Source organism: Janthinobacterium kumbetense (assembly GCF_023703445.1).
In the GTDB taxonomy this organism is placed as follows: domain Bacteria; phylum Pseudomonadota; class Gammaproteobacteria; order Burkholderiales; family Burkholderiaceae_D; genus Janthinobacterium; species Janthinobacterium kumbetense.
This window is the reverse complement of the sequence record NZ_JAMQGR010000001.1, coordinates 859028-877004: the sequence shown is the minus strand read 5'-3', so window position 1 is coordinate 877004 and position 17977 is coordinate 859028. Positions and strand designations below refer to the sequence as shown.

Here is a 17977-nt window from a genome sequence, read left to right as displayed (position 1 = left end):
TTGATCTCTGCGCCCACGCGGGCCTATGCTAAAGTGTTGCTCTCTTCTCAAGCGAATTCCAGCATGCCTACCTCCTTGCCCTCCTCCCTGATCGCTACCGCCCTGCTCGCCTCCGCCCACGGCGCCGTCGCCGCCCCCATGAGCCTGGACGATTACCTGGCCCTGAACGGCCCTCCGCCCACGGCGCAGATCGCGTATGGCCCCGCGCCGTCGCAATACGCGCAGCTGTTCCGGCCCGACGGCAGCGGACCGTTCCCCGTCGTCGTGCTCGTGCACGGAGGCTGCTGGACGGTGGCCTTCGGCGGCATCCAGCAGATGCGCAACGTGGCCGGCGCCCTCGTGGCGCAAGGCATCGCCGTGTGGAATGTCGAGTACCGCCGGGTCGACGAGCCGGGCGGCGGCTATCCGGGCACCTACGAAGATATGCACGCGGCGCTCGACAGCCTGCAACAGCATGCCTCCCAGTACCAGTTGGACGTGAACCGCATCGTCGCCATGGGCCACTCGGCCGGCGGCCAGCTGGTGCAGTGGATCGCAGGCAGGGAAAAGCTGCCCAAGACCAGCCCCCTGTACCGCGACCAGTTCCTGCCAGTCAAAAACATCGTCAGCCTGGGCGGCCTGGCCGACCTGCGCCATGAAAAGGAATTGATCAAGACCAGCTGCGAGCGCGACATCGCCCAGCTGGCAGGCAGCGCCAGCACCGAGCGCCCGGACATCTACAGCGACACCAACGCAGCCGACCTGATGCCCAACGGCAGCCGCACCGTCCTGATCACAGGCGAGCTCGACACCATCTCCCCACCCAGAGTCGCGCACGACTACGCGGCCAAGGCCAAGCTGGCCGGCGACCATGCGGAAGTGCTGATTTTGCCCGGTGCCAGTCATTATGACGAGATTGCGGCGACGTCGAATGCTTGGGGGATGATTTTGCCGCTGGTTCGGGGGATGTTGGGGATGAACGCGCAATGATGACAGTGCTGCTTGAAGAACAAGCGGCTGAGCAGATTTCTGAGGGGCGCGATCACTGACGCTGGAGCAAGTGTGGTCGCAAAAGCCCGGGGCAGACATTCCGCTATTCGGGCGCGTTCCTCGATTCGATTTTCATCCTGAGCCGCTCCCGATTCCTCCCAACCGCACCTGTATCAATTCCAGCAAAGCCCGAACCCGCGCAGTCACGGAATGCCGATGGCTGTACACGCCAAGCAATTGCAGCGGCGCAGGACACAGGTCCAGCGGCACTTCCCGCAAGCGGCCGGCGGCAATATCTTCCTGGCATGGATCGGCCGCCACTATCGCGAAGCCAATGCCTTGCCGCGCGCCCGCCAATGCCAGTTCTCCGCTGTTGACACGATAGCGGCTACGCACGGATACCTTCACGATTTCGCCTGTGGCGTCGAGAAACTGCCAGGGCTGGCCCTTCAACGCGCTCAAGGTGGTAATGCAAGGCAATGACCTGAGTTCGCGCACGTGGCGCGGTATTCCAGTCTTGGCTAGCAGGGCGGGCGCCGCGACCACGATGCTGGGCAGCGTAGCGAGTTCGCGGGTGATGAAGGTACTGTCATCCTGGCGCCCACGATGGAAGACGATGGACAGGTCCATGTCTTCCCGCAGAGCTTCCAGACCGGTCAGGCGCGTGTCGCATTCCAGTTCGATGCCGGGATGGAGGCTACAGAATTCGGCCAGGATGGGCGCTAGCAGCTTAGGCGCTTCGCCTGGCATGCACATCCTTAGGGGGCCGCGCAGTTCACGCTGCACTGCGCCAAGCTCTTCCTCAGTGGAGAGTAAGGCGTCGAGCAAGGGTTTTGCGCGTTCGTAGAGTAGCCTGCCAGCTTCCGTCATGCGCAGGTGGCGGGTGCTGCGTTCCAGCAAGCGCACGCCCAGCGTGCGTTCCAGCGAAGCGACGTGGCGGCTGACGTTGGATGATGGCAGGGTCAGCAGGCGTGCCGCGCCGGCAAAGCTTTGTTCATCGACGACCGCCACGTAGACGCGGACGGTATTCAAGTCGAGGGCATTGCGCATGATTATCCCGATTAAGGTATGAAAGCTGCCCATTTTCACATACTAGCGCTCGACAGTGGTGGAATCTAAGATACCGTCTCGTCCGATGGATCGCCGCCGGCGGTGCGTCGGGACGGATTGAATAGGAGAGCTTCAGCATGGAAATCGGAATACTTGGCGCCGGCATTGCAGGCTTGAGCGTGGCGCTTGCATTGAGCAAGCGGGGCTACAGTCCCCGGGTATATGAGCGCCGGACGGGGCCTGCGACGATGGGGGCTGGCGTTACGCTCTGGCCCAACGCCGGCTTTGTGCTGGAGGAACTGGGGCTGCTGCAAGACATCGCTGCAGTGGCAGGCCGGCCAGTCGCAATGCACCGTCAGGATGCCGCGGGCAATTCTTTGGGGGGCATCGATATTGCGCTGCTGGACCAGATGATGGGACATCCGACCCATACGATATTGCGCCGGGACTTGCAGGCGGTACTGCTGGATCATGCGGCACAGGCCGGGATCCCGGTAGAATTCGGGCATCGGGCGGTGGCGATCGACCTCGATGCTGGCGGCAAAGCCGTGGCGCGGTTCGAAAACGGGGCAAGCATTCGTCCGGATCTGCTGATCGGCGCCGATGGCCGCATGGACTCGGTGGCACGCCGGTTCGTTGCGGGGGACAACACGCCAGTGTATCAGGGCTTCGTGAACTGGGTCGGTGTGGCGCAGGGAGAGAGTGCATTGGTGGACGATATCGCGATTCAGGATTATTGGGGGGCCGGTGATCGCTTCGGTTGCGTGGCGGTCCGGCCGGATCTGGTCTACTGGGCGGCGGCGCAGGCACGGCCATTACCGGGGGCGGCGCCCGCAGCGGATATGCGTAAGGAGATTGAAGATCTGTTTGCGCGATGGCCGGAGCCTGTCACCCGCATCATCCAGGCGACACCGGCGCATGCGATCCGACTGATTGCCGTGCACGACCTGGAGCCGCTGCACACGTGGAGCCGGGCCAATGTGCTGCTCGTGGGGGATGCGGCGCACGCGCCGTTGCCGACATCTGGCCAGGGCGCTTGTCAGGCGCTGGAAGACGCCTGGCATCTGGCGCGCTGTCTGCTTGGGACGGACGGCAGCCTCGATGCAGCCTTGCTGCGCTTCGCGCAGATCCGCGGGCCAAAGACCGCAAAGCTGGCCGAGCAGGGCCGCGTTTTCGCGCGCGGTCTGTTTGCCACTGATCCTGAAACCTGCCGCATTCGCAATGAGCGCGCCAAGGCGTCCGATCCCTTGCGTGACGTGCATGCCTTGGCAGCAGGATGGGCGCAGGGTTTGCCGATGGCCGGCTGCACGGACGGCACGCCGACGGACAGCGTTGGCTCCGGCAGTCTGTACCGCCTCTGAAAGACTGCAATTTAGACACCGCATGGCGTCTCCGGCCGCGAGACGCCTCACTATTGAGCGAACCGGGCATTTTCGGACTGAATCGCCATCAGTAGCTTAGGCTCTCCTGATCCATACTTCTTGAAAGATGAAAACCCGATGGATCGTGGTATGGCCTGCGTGTCCTGTTAGGCACCTGGTGCGCAATCTCGTAGCAGCCTGATCCAATGCCGAGATCGGGTCTGGCCTGTCTTTCTCCCCTGCCCTGCAGAGACTCATGCCACGCGTGAGCATAAGCTACTTGAGCTTCGGCAGGTCCGTGCATTAACGTTCCCGCGGCAAAACGCCTTGCGACGGTAATCTTGGGCTTCGTGTGTCGCGGAGCAATCGATTCGAGTTATCTCTCGCATCATTTCCACTCTGCAACGATGCATTTAAGTTAAAGTGTTGCGTTGATCGATTAAATCCGCAACAGCAACCGGCCAGACGCGGTCTTCTATCCCATCCTTAAAAGACACAAGGTACTCTGAAAAAATGGATAAGCTCACTGTAGTTTTGGTCGATCCACCAGATGAAGAAGCCGCGTCAGTTACTCTGCGCAGCGAGAAAGGTGAGCTCGTCGTGTTTTGCCATCCGTGCAGCTTAGAGGCCGGCGACGTTATCGAAAATCGCTTATCGGTTCTAGATGCAGATGTCCACGCCACATACCTGGCTGACTGGCCAGAAAGCGAAAAAGAGGCATTGTCTACGGAGTGGATTGAACGTACCGGACATTACGCATATCGTGGGCGCGGGCATGTGCTCGATCATGGGGACGGTCTGGTCGAGGTACAAGGATTTATTATCGACATGGGTGCAGTATGCGTCGGTCACGTCGACTTCGAAATCAGTCGGCTTGATTTAAGCACCTGACTTCTTCGGTGGAGATTCTGATCTTTTTCATTGAAATTGTTTTCTCCAGCACGGAGCCTGTCGACGACGGCAACCGGCCAGAAGCGGACAGTCGGCAATTGACCAATAAAGCTTTACTCAGAAAGTCAGCATGTCTCACCGTGATCCTTTTGATGTTATTTCATCCACCGTTGATCTGGATGATCCGGTAGAGCACGGTGATGCTCAACGCTTTATGGTTAACGCTTTGGCTCGGGTGATCGAATGTCTACCCGTTACCGCGCAGTCTTCTGTTTTGGCTGCTAAACGATATCTTGAGGGCGCGGCAACGGATAGCGAGGCCATAGCTGTCCGGGTGAGGCTTTGGGAGACCATCCGAGGACGCGATATGTCGGATGACCCTGAGGTGTTGCATATCAGAACCACGATTTGTGCGCTGCACGGCATGGACGCTGAAGCACCTTACGACAAGTTGGAATACTTTCTGTTTTTTTGGGAGCGCAGCGGCTTAAGCATGGTCGAGCTAGCTGGAGCTATGTTCGACACATACGGCGTTGTTTATCACGACGCTTAATCGGCTGCGGTGGCATATGTCGAATGCGTCAGATCTATGTCTGCTTCGGGCGAAAGCAGACCTTCCTCATCCGCAAACTGGCAACGACAGCAAGAACCCGCCCCCGCCCCAAACCCAGGCTCCCCGGGCCCAGCGGGCCTGAAAAATGGCCAGGGCAAGGCGCGCGGGCGAAGGCAGTACGCATGTACGGCGAGCCCAAGCAACGCAGCCATGGGCATTTTCTCAGGCCCGCGGCTCTGGCCCGCTCTTCAATAAGCAATAAAAACCTACTGAACACGCGCCAGGTACTGGGCCAGCTGGGCGAAGGTAGCCTTGAACCCCTCCTTCATCGACTCAAACCCCTGCTTGAAAGTCTCATGCTGCTCATCCGTGGCCTTGTGCGGCGTCGACCGCAAGGTCATCGTCGTCTTGCCGTTTTCCTCCGTGAGGGTCATGGTATTGAACGACTCCAAAGGCCAGGTGGCGCTGACCGGATGCTGCACCGCATTGCCCTGCTTGTCGGCGAATGACAGGATGGACACGATCTTTTCCGGCGCTTCGATCGCCTGGTAGGTGAACTTGCCCCACATCTCATAGCCATTGTCGGCACGCATGCCGTAGTGGAAAATGCCGCCCGGCTGCAAGTCCAGCGCCAGCACGCTCAATTCGAAGCCGACGGGGCCCCACCATTGGGCCAGGCGCTCCGGCTCCACCCACGACTGGAATACCAGTTCGCGTGGCGCGTCGAAAGTTTGCGTGATGACAAAGTCGCTGCTGTCGCGGTGCTGTCCGTCCTGCTTCTGTTCTGCGGTGGTCATGGCGGTCTCCTCAGGGTGATGGTCTGGCACTAATGTACCAGCGGCGCAGATAAACGGGAAGGCCTGTACGCCTGTCAAACCAGCATGCTAAAATATTAGTTAGATACCTAACCATTAGACGACTCACCTTATGACTTCTATCGAAGAGCGCTTTTCCGCCGCCCTCCACAAGACGGCGCGCGGCTGGCGCCATGCCATCGACCGGCGCCTGAAAGACCTGGACCTGGGGCAAGCAAGCTGGATGTGCATCGCCATGATCGCCAAGTCGCCCCAGCCGCCTTCGCAAAGCGAACTGGCCCATCAATTGGGCGTGGAAAACCCCACCATGGTGTCGATGCTGGACCGGCTCGTGAAATCGGGATTCGTGCAGCGCCAGCCATCGGAAACGGACCGCCGTGTCAAGCTGGTGGTGCTGACCGAGGCGGGCATGCAGGTCTATGACACCGTGCGCAAGGAAGCGGATGGTTTCCGCAAGGAACTGCTGCAGGGCATTGATCCTGATCAATTGCGGGCCGCCACCGAACTGCTGGAAGCGTTACAGGCGGCCACGGAGAAATCCGCATGAGTTCGGCCACAGCCGGCGCCACACCGGCGCTGCCCGCTTCACAGGACCCCAGCCTGAACCGGCGCATGATCACGATTTCGATCATGCTCGCCACCATCATCCAGGCGCTCGACGGCACCATCGCCAACGTCGCCCTGCCCCACATGCAAGGCAGCCTGTCCGCCTCGCAAGACCAGATCACCTGGGTACTCACCTCCTTCATCGTCGCCGCCGCCATCGCCACGCCTCTGACGGGCTGGCTGTGCGACCGTTTCGGCCAGAAGAACACCTTTCTCGTTTCCGTGGCCGGTTTTACGCTCGCTTCCGTGCTGTGCGGCCTGTCCGGCACCCTGTCCGAGATCGTCGCCGCCCGTCTGCTGCAGGGCGTGTTCGGCGCGGCCCTCGTGCCGCTGTCGCAGGCGGTCTTGCTCGACATCAATCCGCGCGAAAAGCACGGCTCGGCCATGGCCATTTGGGGCATGGGCGTGATGATCGGCCCCATCCTGGGACCGACCTTGGGCGGCTGGCTGACGGACAGCTACAGCTGGCGCTGGGTCTTCTTCATCAACATCCCCATCGGCGCCATGGCTTTCTATGGCATCTGGCGCTACATCCGCAAGGACCCGCCGAACCGCCGCATGAACTTTGACATGTTCGGCTTTGCCACCCTGAGCCTGTCCATTGGCGCGCTGCAGATGCTGCTGGACCGGGGCGAGCAGAACGATTGGTTTTCTTCCACGGAAACGTGGATCGAAGCCATCGTGCTGGCCATGAGCTTGTGCTACTTCGTCGCCCATACGGCCTTGCGCCCGGCCGGCAAGTCCTTCCTCGACTACCGCTTGCTGAAGAACTCGAACTATGTGAGCGGCTTGCTGTTCATCTTCATCGTCGGCATGGTGCTGTTCGCTACCCGCGCGCTGACGCCGTCGATGCTGCAAGGCTTGATGAACTATCCGGCGGCCATCGCCGGCCTCGTGACGGCGCCCAGCGGCCTGGGCACGATGCTGGCCATGCTGATCGTCGGCAGGCTGACGGGCAAGATCGATACGCGCATCCTGCTGGGCGTGGGCTTTTCGATTACCGCGTTCTCGCTGTGGCAGATGGCCAATTTCACCCTGGACCTGGTGCCGAAGACCGTCGTGTGGAACGGCATCATCCAGGGCATCGGCCTGGGTCTCGTCTTCGTGCCCCTGAGCGCGGCCACGTTTGCCACCCTGTCGCCGCAGATGCGGGCGGAAGGCACGGCCATCTACAGCCTGGTGCGCAATATCGGCAGCAGCATCGGTATCGCCCTCGTGCAGACCTTGTTGGTGCGCAATACGCAGATCGCCCATGCGTCCCTGACGGAACACGTCAACATCGCCAACCCGGCCCTGCATGACCCCGCCATCGCCGGCGTCTACAACTTGGGTACGGCTTCCGGCATGGCGGCGCTGAATGGCGAAATCACGCGGCAGGCATCGATGATCGCCTACCTCGACGACTTCTGGCTGATGATGTGGCTGACCATCCTCGTGCTGCCGCTCTTGCTCCTGATCAAACCACCGAAGAAGAATGCGCCCGTCGTGGTCGACCACGCGGCGATGGAATAACCCTCATGCATACACCTATGAAACTCTCCCTGAGCGTCCTTGCGCTAAGTTTGGCCCTGGCCGGCTGCGCCAGCATCCCGCCCGACACGCAGCAGTTGCCGCAGCAAGACCTGGCCACGATGCAGCTGGCGGCCGACATCCACCTGGCCAGCGAAGGCTGGCCCGCCGCGCTGTGGTGGCGCCAATTCCAGGACGCCCAGCTGGACCAGCTGATTGAAAGCGCCCTGTCCAGCAGCCCGAACCTGGACGTGGCGAATGCCCGCATCGGCTCGGCCCTGTCCGCGTTTGACGCACAGCATGCGCAGCGCGGCCCCAGGATCGACCTGGGCGCGAATGCCAGCCGCCAGCGCTATTCGGGCAATGGCTTGATGCCCGCCCCCATCGGCGGCAATTACTACAATGAAACCACCGTGGGCGTGCAAGCCCATTACGACCTCGACTGGTGGGGCAAGCACAAGGCGCAGATCGCGGCCAGCCTGGGCGAAGTCAACGCGCGCCGCGCCGAATACGCGATGGCGGAGCAGATGCTGGCCGCCGAGATCGCCCGCCACTACTTCAGCATGCAAAATGGCTGGGCACGCATGGACAACCTGCATGCGCTCGTCAAGCTGCAACAGCAGTTGGTGGTCGACAAGGAAAAGCGCATCGCCAACGGCCTGGGCGTCAGCGACGACCATTTGTCCGCGCAAACGCGTTTGAGCTTGCTGCAGCAGCAGATCGCCTTGCTGGAAACGCAGGTCGTCACGGAACGGGAAGCCTTGCGCGCGCTGTTGGGAACATCATTGGGTGCGGATGCCTCGGCCCTGGCCAGTCTGCAGCCCAAAGAAGCCCAGGCATTGCCGCACGCCCTGCCCGGCAAGCTGGGCATGGAATTGCTGGCGCGCCGGCCCGACTTGCAGGCGGCCCGCTGGCGAGTCCAGGCAGCCATGAGCACGATCGAGGCGGCGCAGGCATCGTTCTACCCCGATATCGACCTGGGTGCCTCGTTCGGCCTCGACGCGATCAAGCTGGGCAAGCTGCTGCAGTCGGGCAGCCGCACCCTGTTCATCGGCCCGGCCCTGTCGCTGCCCCTGTTCGACAGCGGTCGCCTGCAGGCGCAGCTGGCTGGCGCCCGCAGCGAACGCAATGAATTGATCGCCGAGTACAACCAGAACGTCTTCAATGTCGTGCGCGACGTGGCGCAGGCGGGCGCCCGGGTGCAGGGCGTGGAAAACCAGCTGCGCCTGCAGCAGGAAAACCTGCGCGCCAGCGAAGCGCAGTTGCGCAATGCCAATGCCCGACTCAAGCAAGGTCTGGCCGACCGCGCCACGCAACTGAATGCGGAAATGACCGTGCGCGGCCAGGTGGACCTGGGCATGCAGCTGCAAAACCAGCGCCAGGACGCGGAAATCAACCTGACCGTGGCCCTGGGCGGCGGCTACCGTGGCAGCAGCGATTTCGCCGCCGGCGCCGACACCGTCACCACCAAACAATAACCAACGATTACGGAACACATCATGAGCAGCGATACCACCTCCACCTCCGCATCCACCGACAACCCGGGCAAGCGCAAGACCGTCCTCATCGCCATCACGGCCGCCTTCCTCGTGGCTGGCGCAGCCTGGGCCGCCTACTATCAACTGGTACTGTCCAGGGAAGAAGTCACGGACAATGCCTACGTGGGCGGCAACCTGGTCACCCTGTCCGCGCAAGTGACGGGCAATGTGGACGCCATCCGCGCCGACGAGACGCAAATGGTGAAAGCGGGCGCCCCGCTGATCACCCTCAATGCCATCGATGCGGAGCTGGCCCTGAGCCAGGCCGAGGCACGATTGGGCAACGTCGTGCGCCAGGAGCGCGAACGCTATGCGAACGTGGCGCAGTACGACGCCGTCATCGAGCAGCGCCGCCTGGCCCTGGCCACGGCGCAGGGCAACCTGGCGCGCCGCGCGCCGCTGGCGGCGGACCAGACGATCTCGGGCGAAGACTTGGCCCATGCGAAACAGGCCGTCGACGATGCGAAAGCGGCCTTGACGGTGGCGCAGCGCCAGGCCGAGTCGGCCAAATCGGGCGTGGCCGGCGTCAGCCTGGCCAGCCATCCGGCCGTCTTGTCGGCCAGGGGCGACGTGCTGCAGGCGTGGCTGGCCGTGCGCCGCAACGCCGTGGTCGCGCCCGTTTCGGGCTATGTCGCCAAGCGCAGCGTGCAACTGGGCACGCACGTGACGCCGGGCACGCCCTTGATGTCCATCGTGCCGCTGGATCAATTATGGGTCGATGCGAACTTCAAGGAGTCCGAATTGCGCAATATCCGTGTGGGTCAGGCGGCCACCATCGAAACGGACTTGTATGGCAGCAAGGTGGTCTACCACGGCAAGGTGCTGGGCATGTCGGCCGGCACGGGCAGCGCGTTTTCCCTGCTGCCGGCGCAGAATGCCACGGGCAACTGGATCAAGGTGGTGCAGCGCGTGCCCGTGCGCATCATGCTCGACCCGAAGGAACTGGCTGCCCACCCGCTGCGCATCGGCCTGTCGACCACGGTGACGGTCGATACCAGCCATGGCGAAGGAGCCACCCTGGACCAGCCGATGGTGGCCAGCACGGTCTACACGACCCAGGCGCTGAGCCAGCCCGTGGATGAGGCGGAGAAGATGGCGGACGCCATCATTGCGCAGAACTCAAGCCACTGACGCCTACTTCGCCTTCCCCGCCGCCGCCACCTGGTCCAGTATATGCTTGGGCACGGCCGCATAGTGCTTGAATTCCATCGTGTAGGTGGCGCGGCCCTGGGTCAGCGAACGCAAGGTTGTCGAGTAACCGAACATTTCGGCCAGCGGCACCAGGGCCTTGACGATGCGGCCCGCGCCGCCGGGAATGTCGTCGACGCCCTGCACCATGCCGCGCCGGGCCGTCAAGTCGCCCATCACGTTGCCCATGAACTCTTCCGGCGTTTCCGCCTCCACCTGCATCATCGGCTCCAGCAGCACAGGATGGGCCTTGCGCATGCCATCCTTGAAGGCGATGGAGCCGGCCATGCGGAACGCGTTTTCGTTCGAATCGACGTCGTGGTAGGAACCGAAGGTCAGCGTCGCCTTGACATCGACGACTGGATAGCCGGCCAGCACGCCCGATTTCAAGGTTTCGACGATGCCCTTGTCGACGGCCGGGATGAATTCGCGCGGCACCACGCCGCCCTTGATGGCGTCGACGAATTGATAACCTGTGCCTGGCGGCAAGGGTTCCAGCTTGAGCACCACGTGGCCGTACTGGCCCCGCCCGCCCGATTGCTTGACGAACTTGCCTTCCACGTCTTCCACCGCGCGGGTGATGGTTTCGCGGTACGCCACTTGCGGCTTGCCGACATTGGCTTCCACGCCGAATTCGCGGCGCATGCGGTCTACTAAAATTTCCAGGTGCAATTCCCCCATGCCCGACATGATGGTCTGGCCGGATTCCTCGTCCGTATGCACCCGGAACGACGGGTCTTCCTGCGCCAGGCGGTTCAGGGCGATGCCCATCTTTTCCTGGTCGGGCTTGGTCTTCGGTTCGACCGCCTGGGAAATCACGGGTTCCGGGAAAATCATCTTTTCCAGCACAATGATGTGGTCGATGGCGCACAGGGTGTCGCCCGTGGTCACGGCTTTCAGGCCCACGGCGGCGGCGATGTCGCCCGCATACACTTCCTTGATTTCCTTGCGCTCGTTCGCATGCATCTGCAGGATGCGCCCCAGCCGCTCACGCGCGCTCTTGGTGGGGTTGTAGACCATGTCGCCCGAATTGACCACGCCCGAATACACGCGGAAGAAGGTCAGCTGCCCCACGAACGGGTCCGTCATGATCTTGAAGGCCAGGGCCGAGAAATGCTCGTCGTCCGTCGGATGGCGCTCCACCTCGTGGTCGTGCTCGTCGTGGCCCATGATGGGCGGCACTTCCATCGGCGACGGCAGGTATTCGATGACGGCGTCCAGCATCGCCTGCACGCCCTTGTTCTTGAAGGCGCTGCCGCACAGCATGGGCACGATTTCATTGCGGATGGTGCGCGCGCGCAAGGCCTGCTTCAGCTCCGCTTCCGTGAACGTATCGCCATTCAGGTAGCGTTCCGTCATCTCCAGCGTGGCTTCGGCCGCCTGCTCGACCAGGTGCTCGTGCCATTCCTGCGCCTGCGCCAGCAGCTCGGCGGGAATCTCGCCATAGCTGAACTGCACGCCCTGGCTGGCGTCATCCCAGGTGATGGCGCGCATTTTCAGCAGATCGATCACGCCCGTGAAATGCTCTTCCGCGCCGATGGGCAGCTGGATGGGCACGGCCACGCCCTTCAGGCGCTCGGCGATCTGCTTGCGCACGCGCAAGAAATCCGCCCCCACCCGGTCCATCTTGTTGATGAAGGCGATGCGCGGCACATGGTATTTGTTGGCTTGCCGCCAGACGGTTTCCGATTGCGGCTGCACGCCGCCGACGGCGTCGTAGACCATCACGGCGCCGTCGAGCACGCGCATCGAGCGTTCGACCTCGATCGTGAAATCCACGTGGCCGGGCGTATCGATGATGTTGATGCGGTGCTCGGGGAAGTTGCCGGCCATGCCTTTCCAGAAGGCCGTGGTGGCGGCCGAGGTGATGGTGATGCCCCGTTCCTGCTCCTGCTCCATCCAGTCCATGGTGGCGGCGCCGTTGTGCACTTCGCCGATCTTGTGATTCACCCCGGTGTAGAAAAGGATGCGCTCGGTGGTGGTGGTCTTGCCGGCGTCGATATGGGCGCTGATGCCGATGTTGCGGTAGCGCTCGATAGGTGTTTTGCGGGTCATCACAATCTCCATGGCTAGCCCGGCGCGCCAGTGTCAGCACCGGTTTTCCAGTGTAGCAGACATCGATTTGGGCGGCACGGGTGACTGGTTTTTACCATGCGTACAACACTGTTACCCCCGCGCACGTCTGGCGGACGGGGCAATCGAGGTATTCCGCTATACTTTCAAAGCTATTAATCCAACAAAGATTAATCAGGATCAAGACGCACGGTGATTTATCGTGTAAGGCGACGCCGCCGGCATGCAGCCCAGGTGCGCACCGAACGACATGCCCCACTCAGCCTATGACTATCCGACTAAGAAAAATAATTCTCTCTTCCCTGCTGGCGTCGCCGGCGCTGGCCATGGCCGGCGAACTGGAACAGCAAATGCAGCGTTGCGCCGTCCTCGGTGACGCCAGCGCCCGCCTCGGTTGCTTCGACACCCTGGCCAAGGCGGCGGAAAAGGCCACCATCGCCGCCGGCGGCGATCCCGCCACGGCGGCGGTCACCCTGGCGGCAGCCGCCGAAGTCGCCCCCCTCACGTTTGTCAGTCCGCCTGGCGTGGCCACGCCGGACGCCGTCAACGCCGCCATTCCCGCCATCGCGCAGGCTGGCGCGGCGCCGCCGGAAGCACCAATTTCGCGCACGCAACAGTCCTGGGAGCTGAACGACGCCTCGAAGCGGGGACTGTTCAACTTCCGCCCCCACCGCGACACCTATCTGTTGCTGGCCAATTACAGCGACGCGTCCAATGACGAACCGTTCCAGGATTTCACGCCGGCCGGCATCAAGAGCCAGCACGTGGAATTGACGTTCCAGCTGAGCTTCAAGATGAAGCTGCTGGAAGACATCGCCGGCACGCCCATCGACATGTGGTTCGGCTACACGCAGCAAAGTTTCTGGCAGGCATATAACCGCAAGGCGTCGAGCCCCTTCCGCGAGACCAATTACCAGCCGGAACTGATGCTGGTCATGCCGATCAACAAGAATTTCGCGGGCATCGAATTCAATTACCTGAACTTCGGCCTCGTGCACCAGTCCAACGGCCAGACGTCGACCCTGTCGCGTAGCTGGAACCGCGTGTATGCCGAGCTGGGCATGGAGAAGGATAACCTGGCCGTCGCGGCGCGCGTCTGGCACCGCCTCGACAATAGCGCGGTCGATAATGACAATATCGATATCACCGATTACCTGGGACATGGCGACTTGCGCGTGAGCTATCGCAACAAGGGGCACGAGTATGCGGTGACGGCGCGCCGCAATTTCAGCAAGAAGCATGGCTCCATGCAGGCAAGCTGGGCATTCCCTTTGAAGGCCAACCTGAAAGGCTATCTGCAACTGTTCTCCGGCTATGGCCAGAGCTTGATCGACTACAACTATTCGCAGAAATCGATCGGCGCCGGCTTCATGGTTGACCTGTAAGCGGCACATATATGACAAATGGCGCCGAGGGCGCCATTTTTTATTGCGGAAACGTAAATCTCAACGCCGCCCGCCGCCCAGCACGCGGGCCGGCAGCATGACGATGGCGCGCAGCAATTCGAACACGCCTTCCACGCCGATGCCGATCAAGCGGAATGGCAGCAACAGCAGCCAGGCCAGCGGATACAGCACGAGGGCCAGCAAGGCCAGGGGCCAGCACACCAGCAAGAGCAGCAGCCACAGCACGAATCCCAGCATTGCGTTCCCCCTAGAATGAAATGTGCGGAGCAAGCCGTGCTTGCCCCGCTACCGTGACAGCACTATAGTAAAGCGCCGCGACGGCGGCAACGGCCATGCGATGAACTGCGTACAGCGGGGATGAACGGTACGAAAACGGGAATGAACGGGGCTTATTGACCGACGCAAATCACTTTCGTGACGTATTCATGCGCATTCGGCTTCTTGCTGGTGGCCCATTTGATGGCCTGGTTGGCATCTTCGATGGTCATGACGGTGGCCTTGTCCTTCGACTTGATGAAGGACACGCCTTCGAACACGCCTTCCTTGCTGCGCATTACCTTGGCAAACACGGGCGGCCTGGTCTCGCCATCGCTGATTTTGTTCTGTTGCACGAGGTAACGCTGATCGATCTGTTCCATGATAGTAAAGCTGTCCAGTGGGTAAAAGACGAAATATACCCTGAATGGACAAACGCCGCAGGATGAAATCGCTGCGGCGTTGCCTTTACATTAATGATGCTTACGCATACACGGCACTCTGCGTCACCGGCTGCAAGTTGACGTCATAGATCACCTGCGCGCGAATCGACGCTTCCAGCGAGGGAATCGAGCCGCCCGCGCGGTACTGGAAAGTCACCTGCAGCACGTCGCCCGCCTTCACGGCGACCGGCGTGGCCAGCGGCAAGCACATGTAGTGGTTCAGCCAGTCGATGGTGGTCGAACGCTCGGGCACGACGGCTAGGATGTTCTTGGTGACGAAACGCAAGGCGTTCAGGGTGCCGCTGCGCTCGACGACAAACTTGCCGTCGAAGCCGAACACGCTGTCCGTCGGCTGGCTGAAGTCGATGATGCTGTAGACGGAAGGCGGCGCCAGTTCCTGCACGCCAGGGTGAATGGCCGTGGTTTCCTGGAATTGCACGATGGGCGCATAAAACCCCTCGAAATCGTATTCCTGCTGCATCGGCTGCACGGCCATGATGACGGCCTCGGGCAGGAAGATGGGCAACGGGCCGCCGAAGCGGGCCAGGTAGCGGCGCTTGAACGATTCGATCACTTCCACCTGTTTTTCGCGCAGCATGCCGACATGGATCATTTCGCAGATAACCACATCGACGGGTTCCGGCGGCAGGTATTCGAAGGCGTCCGCGTGGACGACCTCGACTTTTTCACCGTTGGGGTTGAGCGCCAGCATCTTGCGCGCTTCCTTGACCATGTCCGGATTGAATTCCACGCACCACACCTTGTCGGCGCGCGCGGCCGCAAACCACGACAGCACGCCCGTGCCGCCGCCCAGTTCCAGCACCTTCATGCCGGGTTTTACCGCGTAATCGATCGCCGACTTGAACCCGTGCATGCGGTTCTGGTCCATCAACATATTGTGGTGGTAATGGACGGGGATAAATTGCCCCAGGTAACAACTCTCGATTTCTCGTTCATTCAGCATGTCTGTCCTCTTGGAGTCTGGCTCCGATGGCCGATCGGTTTTGTCATTCCAGAAAGCAGTGATATCGCACGGGCTGCGCGAGGGGCGGCGACAATACAGCCGGCGCCTGACGGTGATCTGATGACCCATGCGAGGTATCTCCTGATTAATGCGACACAATCATTATCGTTAATCGGCAGGGAGAACAAAGGGCTGAGGTGAGAGGCAATTCCATGCCAGTTTCAGCGCTGGCATGGAAAGTATTGAAATTAAAACATTACTTGCAGGTACTTATTTACGTCTTGCGCGCGCCTTTTGTGCCGCTTCGATGATGGCGACCACGCCGGGCTTGTCGCCCGCCTGGGCGAACTGCACGGCCGTCCAGCCATGGTCGCTTTTCAGGCTGGCGTCCGCGCCCCAGGACAGCAGCAGCTTGACGGCGCCCTCCTGGCCTTCGCGGGCGGCAAACATCAGCGGCGTGATATTCGCGGGGGCGCGCGCATCGACCATGGCGTCGCGGTCGAGCAATATCTTCATGATGGGCAAGTCGCCAGCCGAGGCCGCATAGTGCAGCGCCGTCCAGCCGCTCTGGTTGACCTTGGCGCCCTTGGCCAGCAAGGCGTTCACGGCTTCCAGCTTGTGCTTGTAGGCTGCCATCATCAGCGCCGTGTTGCCGTTGGCCGAACGGGCTTCGATGTCGATGCCGGGCGCGTCGAGCAATACCTGGAACACCCGGTCCGCATCGTCGCGCAGGGCCAGCACGAGGGGAATGTCGCCCCGCTGCGCGTCAGGCTGGTTCGGATTCATGCCGTCAAGCAGCATGCTGCGCACGCCGCTGACATTATTGACGGAGACGGCGCGGAAGAAAGCGTCCGGTTCCGGCGCCGCGTGGCTGGCCGCCGCGCAGCACAGCAGCATCGCCAACGCGAGTTTTTTCATCATGTCTGACCTTAAGAAGTTATGGCAACTGATTGAATAATTTGAAGAAATTATCCGTCGTCTGACGTGCCACCTGGTCCAGGGGGATGCCTTTCAAGGTCGACAGGTATTCCGCCACGTGGGCCACATAGCCGGGTTCGTTCATGCGGCCGCGGAACGGCACGGGCGCCAGATACGGCGAATCCGTCTCGATGAGGATGCGCTCAAGCGGCACTTCCAGGGCCACGGCCTGCAAATCCTTGGCGCTCTTGAACGTGACGATGCCGGAAAAGGAAATATAGAAGCCCATGTCGATGGCCGCGCGCGCCACTTCCAGGGATTCCGTAAAGCAATGCATGACGCCGGCCACGCCGCCGTCGGACACGCCGGCACCCTCTTCGCGCATGATGCGTATGGTGTCTACACTGGCCGCTCTTGTGTGAATAATCAAGGGCTTGCGCGTGATTCTTGAAGCTTTGATGTGAGTGCGGAAACGCTCGCGCTGCCACTCCAGGTCGCCCGTCAAACGGAAATAGTCGAGACCCGTCTCGCCGATGGCGATGATCTTCGGATGGTCGGACAAAAGGACCAGGTCTTCCACGGACGGTTCAGGCGTGTCCTCGTAATCGGGATGCACGCCGACGGAAGCAAAGATATGCGGATACTGCTCGGCCAGGGCCAGCACCTGTGGAAAGTCCGGCAAGTCGACGGACACGCACAGCGCGTGCGTCACCTTGTTCTCGGCCATCTTGGCCAGGATCTCGGGCATGCGAGCAGCCAGCTCGGGGAAATTGATATGGCAATGGGAATCGATATACATAAGGCGGGATTGTACCGGAGCACGGGAAAACTGGCAGGGGGAAGGTGCAAATTCCTACTGCCGCCGACTGCTCCCGCGTGGTTCGCCTACTGCCCCTGCGGCGGCTGCCACAGCTCCACCTTGTTGCCCTCGGGATCGATGACCCAGCCGAACTGGCCATACTCGGAATCGGGCGCCTTTTCCAGCACGTTGCAGCCTTCGTCGCGCAGGGCTTGCAGCAGCGCGTCGAGGTCGTCGACGCGGTAGTTGATCATGAAGGAGGCCTTGCCGGGCGCGAATTGCTCGCTGTCCTTGGCCGCGACGGACCAGATGGTGGTGCCGGCACTGGGTTTGCCATCGGCGTCCGTCCAGGTGAAGGCGGCACCGCCCCAAGGCTGCACGTCCAGGCCCAGGTGGCGCTGGTACCAGGCGCGCAGCGCGGCCGGGTCTTGCGCGTGGAAAAAGATGCCGCCGATGCCAGTGACTCGTTTCATTTGACGCCTCCGGTGCGGCGCTGCCGCGTGGTTTGCAAAGATGACTGACTGTAACACCGCGTTCCCGGCATGGCAAACGGACCTGGCCTGGGGAAGTGGCCAGCCTTGACTTGCATGGCTAGGCAGAAATATTATCAAGATGTATAGTGGCTTGCCGGAGTGCAAC

At 61.6% G+C, this 17977-nt stretch carries 18 protein-coding genes; 9 read left to right on the top strand and 9 right to left on the bottom strand.

What is annotated here, in order from left to right; all coding sequences use genetic code 11:
* The first annotated feature begins 63 nt into the window (after window positions 1-63).
* Window positions 64-969 (top strand): alpha/beta hydrolase, encoded by a 906-nt coding sequence (locus NCG91_RS03915; RefSeq protein WP_251348648.1) that lies wholly within the window; start codon window positions 64-66, stop codon window positions 967-969.
* A 132-nt stretch (window positions 970-1101) separates the two neighbouring features.
* Here NCG91_RS03915 and NCG91_RS03910 read toward each other — a convergent pair whose 3' ends face one another.
* Window positions 1102-2019, bottom strand: coding sequence for a LysR family transcriptional regulator (locus NCG91_RS03910; RefSeq protein WP_251348647.1), 918 nt, complete (start codon window positions 2017-2019; stop codon window positions 1102-1104).
* Between the two features lie 137 nt (window positions 2020-2156).
* Here NCG91_RS03910 and NCG91_RS03905 point away from each other — a divergent pair, with 137 nt between their 5' ends.
* The 3 genes from NCG91_RS03905 to NCG91_RS03895 all read left to right on the top strand — a co-directional run bounded on the left by NCG91_RS03905 (window position 2157) and on the right by NCG91_RS03895 (window position 4824).
* Window positions 2157-3380: an FAD-dependent monooxygenase gene (locus NCG91_RS03905; protein ID WP_251348646.1), complete on the top strand. Its 1224-nt coding sequence runs from the start codon at window positions 2157-2159 to the stop codon at window positions 3378-3380.
* A gap of 513 nt (window positions 3381-3893) precedes the next feature.
* A complete protein-coding gene (locus tag NCG91_RS03900) occupies window positions 3894-4271 on the top strand; it encodes a hypothetical protein (RefSeq protein WP_251348645.1) in 378 nt (125 codons plus the stop codon).
* Between the two features lie 130 nt (window positions 4272-4401).
* On the top strand, window positions 4402-4824 hold the full coding sequence (locus NCG91_RS03895) for a hypothetical protein (protein ID WP_251348644.1): 423 nt from the start codon (window positions 4402-4404) through the stop codon (window positions 4822-4824).
* 266 nt (window positions 4825-5090) lie between these two features.
* On the opposite strand, the gene NCG91_RS03890 is transcribed toward NCG91_RS03895, so the two are convergent.
* A complete protein-coding gene (locus tag NCG91_RS03890) occupies window positions 5091-5621 on the bottom strand; it encodes an SRPBCC family protein (protein WP_251348643.1) in 531 nt (176 codons plus the stop codon).
* A 130-nt stretch (window positions 5622-5751) separates the two neighbouring features.
* Between NCG91_RS03890 and NCG91_RS03885 the strand changes: the two genes are divergently transcribed.
* Genes NCG91_RS03885 through NCG91_RS03870 form a run of 4 tightly spaced genes read left to right on the top strand, consistent with a single transcriptional unit; the run spans window position 5752 to window position 10423 of the window.
* Complete coding sequence (locus tag NCG91_RS03885) at window positions 5752-6186, top strand: MarR family winged helix-turn-helix transcriptional regulator (RefSeq protein WP_152280889.1); 435 nt, start codon at window positions 5752-5754, stop codon at window positions 6184-6186.
* A complete protein-coding gene (locus tag NCG91_RS03880) occupies window positions 6183-7757 on the top strand; it encodes a DHA2 family efflux MFS transporter permease subunit (RefSeq protein WP_251348642.1) in 1575 nt (524 codons plus the stop codon). The genes NCG91_RS03885 and NCG91_RS03880 overlap by 4 nt, the downstream gene beginning before the upstream one ends.
* 17 nt (window positions 7758-7774) lie before the next feature.
* Window positions 7775-9232 (top strand): efflux transporter outer membrane subunit, encoded by a 1458-nt coding sequence (locus tag NCG91_RS03875; protein ID WP_251348641.1) that lies wholly within the window; start codon window positions 7775-7777, stop codon window positions 9230-9232.
* Between the two features lie 21 nt (window positions 9233-9253).
* Window positions 9254-10423, top strand: a complete 1170-nt coding sequence (locus tag NCG91_RS03870; RefSeq protein ID WP_251348640.1) for an HlyD family secretion protein — start codon at window positions 9254-9256, stop codon at window positions 10421-10423.
* 3 nt (window positions 10424-10426) lie between these two features.
* On the opposite strand, the gene fusA is transcribed toward NCG91_RS03870, so the two are convergent.
* Entirely contained in the window at window positions 10427-12535 is a 2109-nt protein-coding gene (gene fusA, locus NCG91_RS03865) for an elongation factor G (protein ID WP_251348639.1), read from the bottom strand.
* A 284-nt stretch (window positions 12536-12819) separates the two neighbouring features.
* Between fusA and NCG91_RS03860 the strand changes: the two genes are divergently transcribed.
* Window positions 12820-13938 carry a phospholipase A gene (locus NCG91_RS03860; RefSeq protein WP_251348638.1) on the top strand — a complete coding sequence of 373 codons (1119 nt, stop codon included), beginning with the start codon at window positions 12820-12822 and terminating at the stop codon, window positions 13936-13938.
* A gap of 60 nt (window positions 13939-13998) precedes the next feature.
* On the opposite strand, the gene NCG91_RS03855 is transcribed toward NCG91_RS03860, so the two are convergent.
* The 6 genes from NCG91_RS03855 to NCG91_RS03830 form a co-directional block, all read right to left on the bottom strand.
* The gene (locus NCG91_RS03855) at window positions 13999-14196 is read right to left on the bottom strand and encodes a hypothetical protein (protein ID WP_034784591.1); all 198 of its coding nucleotides are present in this window, start codon (window positions 14194-14196) and stop codon (window positions 13999-14001) included.
* Between the two features lie 152 nt (window positions 14197-14348).
* Complete coding sequence (locus NCG91_RS03850; protein WP_092708370.1) at window positions 14349-14597, bottom strand: hypothetical protein; 249 nt, start codon at window positions 14595-14597, stop codon at window positions 14349-14351.
* Window positions 14598-14697: 100 nt separating this feature from the next.
* Entirely contained in the window at window positions 14698-15621 is a 924-nt protein-coding gene (locus NCG91_RS03845; RefSeq protein ID WP_099667907.1) for a class I SAM-dependent methyltransferase, read from the bottom strand.
* A 270-nt stretch (window positions 15622-15891) separates the two neighbouring features.
* The gene (locus tag NCG91_RS03840; RefSeq protein WP_251348637.1) at window positions 15892-16542 is read right to left on the bottom strand and encodes an ankyrin repeat domain-containing protein; all 651 of its coding nucleotides are present in this window, start codon (window positions 16540-16542) and stop codon (window positions 15892-15894) included.
* Window positions 16543-16558: 16 nt separating this feature from the next.
* Entirely contained in the window at window positions 16559-17338 is a 780-nt protein-coding gene (locus tag NCG91_RS03835) for a TatD family hydrolase (protein ID WP_251348636.1), read from the bottom strand.
* Window positions 17339-17424: 86 nt separating this feature from the next.
* Window positions 17425-17811 carry a VOC family protein gene (locus NCG91_RS03830; RefSeq protein WP_251348635.1) on the bottom strand — a complete coding sequence of 129 codons (387 nt, stop codon included), beginning with the start codon at window positions 17809-17811 and terminating at the stop codon, window positions 17425-17427.
* Window positions 17812-17977: the final 166 nt, after the last annotated feature.

Coding starts and splice junctions, on each gene's coding strand:
- NCG91_RS03915 (WP_251348648.1), top strand. CDS start 64: ATGCCTACCTCCTTGCCCTCCTCCCTGATCGCTACCGCCCTGCTCGCC.
- NCG91_RS03910 (WP_251348647.1), bottom strand. CDS start 2,019: ATGCGCAATGCCCTCGACTTGAATACCGTCCGCGTCTACGTGGCGGTC.
- NCG91_RS03905 (WP_251348646.1), top strand. CDS start 2,157: ATGGAAATCGGAATACTTGGCGCCGGCATTGCAGGCTTGAGCGTGGCG.
- NCG91_RS03900 (WP_251348645.1), top strand. CDS start 3,894: ATGGATAAGCTCACTGTAGTTTTGGTCGATCCACCAGATGAAGAAGCC.
- NCG91_RS03895 (WP_251348644.1), top strand. CDS start 4,402: ATGTCTCACCGTGATCCTTTTGATGTTATTTCATCCACCGTTGATCTG.
- NCG91_RS03890 (WP_251348643.1), bottom strand. CDS start 5,621: ATGACCACCGCAGAACAGAAGCAGGACGGACAGCACCGCGACAGCAGC.
- NCG91_RS03885 (WP_152280889.1), top strand. CDS start 5,752: ATGACTTCTATCGAAGAGCGCTTTTCCGCCGCCCTCCACAAGACGGCG.
- NCG91_RS03880 (WP_251348642.1), top strand. CDS start 6,183: ATGAGTTCGGCCACAGCCGGCGCCACACCGGCGCTGCCCGCTTCACAG.
- NCG91_RS03875 (WP_251348641.1), top strand. CDS start 7,775: ATGAAACTCTCCCTGAGCGTCCTTGCGCTAAGTTTGGCCCTGGCCGGC.
- NCG91_RS03870 (WP_251348640.1), top strand. CDS start 9,254: ATGAGCAGCGATACCACCTCCACCTCCGCATCCACCGACAACCCGGGC.
- fusA (WP_251348639.1), bottom strand. CDS start 12,535: ATGACCCGCAAAACACCTATCGAGCGCTACCGCAACATCGGCATCAGC.
- NCG91_RS03860 (WP_251348638.1), top strand. CDS start 12,820: ATGACTATCCGACTAAGAAAAATAATTCTCTCTTCCCTGCTGGCGTCG.
- NCG91_RS03855 (WP_034784591.1), bottom strand. CDS start 14,196: ATGCTGGGATTCGTGCTGTGGCTGCTGCTCTTGCTGGTGTGCTGGCCC.
- NCG91_RS03850 (WP_092708370.1), bottom strand. CDS start 14,597: ATGGAACAGATCGATCAGCGTTACCTCGTGCAACAGAACAAAATCAGC.
- NCG91_RS03845 (WP_099667907.1), bottom strand. CDS start 15,621: ATGCTGAATGAACGAGAAATCGAGAGTTGTTACCTGGGGCAATTTATC.
- NCG91_RS03840 (WP_251348637.1), bottom strand. CDS start 16,542: ATGATGAAAAAACTCGCGTTGGCGATGCTGCTGTGCTGCGCGGCGGCC.
- NCG91_RS03835 (WP_251348636.1), bottom strand. CDS start 17,338: ATGTATATCGATTCCCATTGCCATATCAATTTCCCCGAGCTGGCTGCT.
- NCG91_RS03830 (WP_251348635.1), bottom strand. CDS start 17,811: ATGAAACGAGTCACTGGCATCGGCGGCATCTTTTTCCACGCGCAAGAC.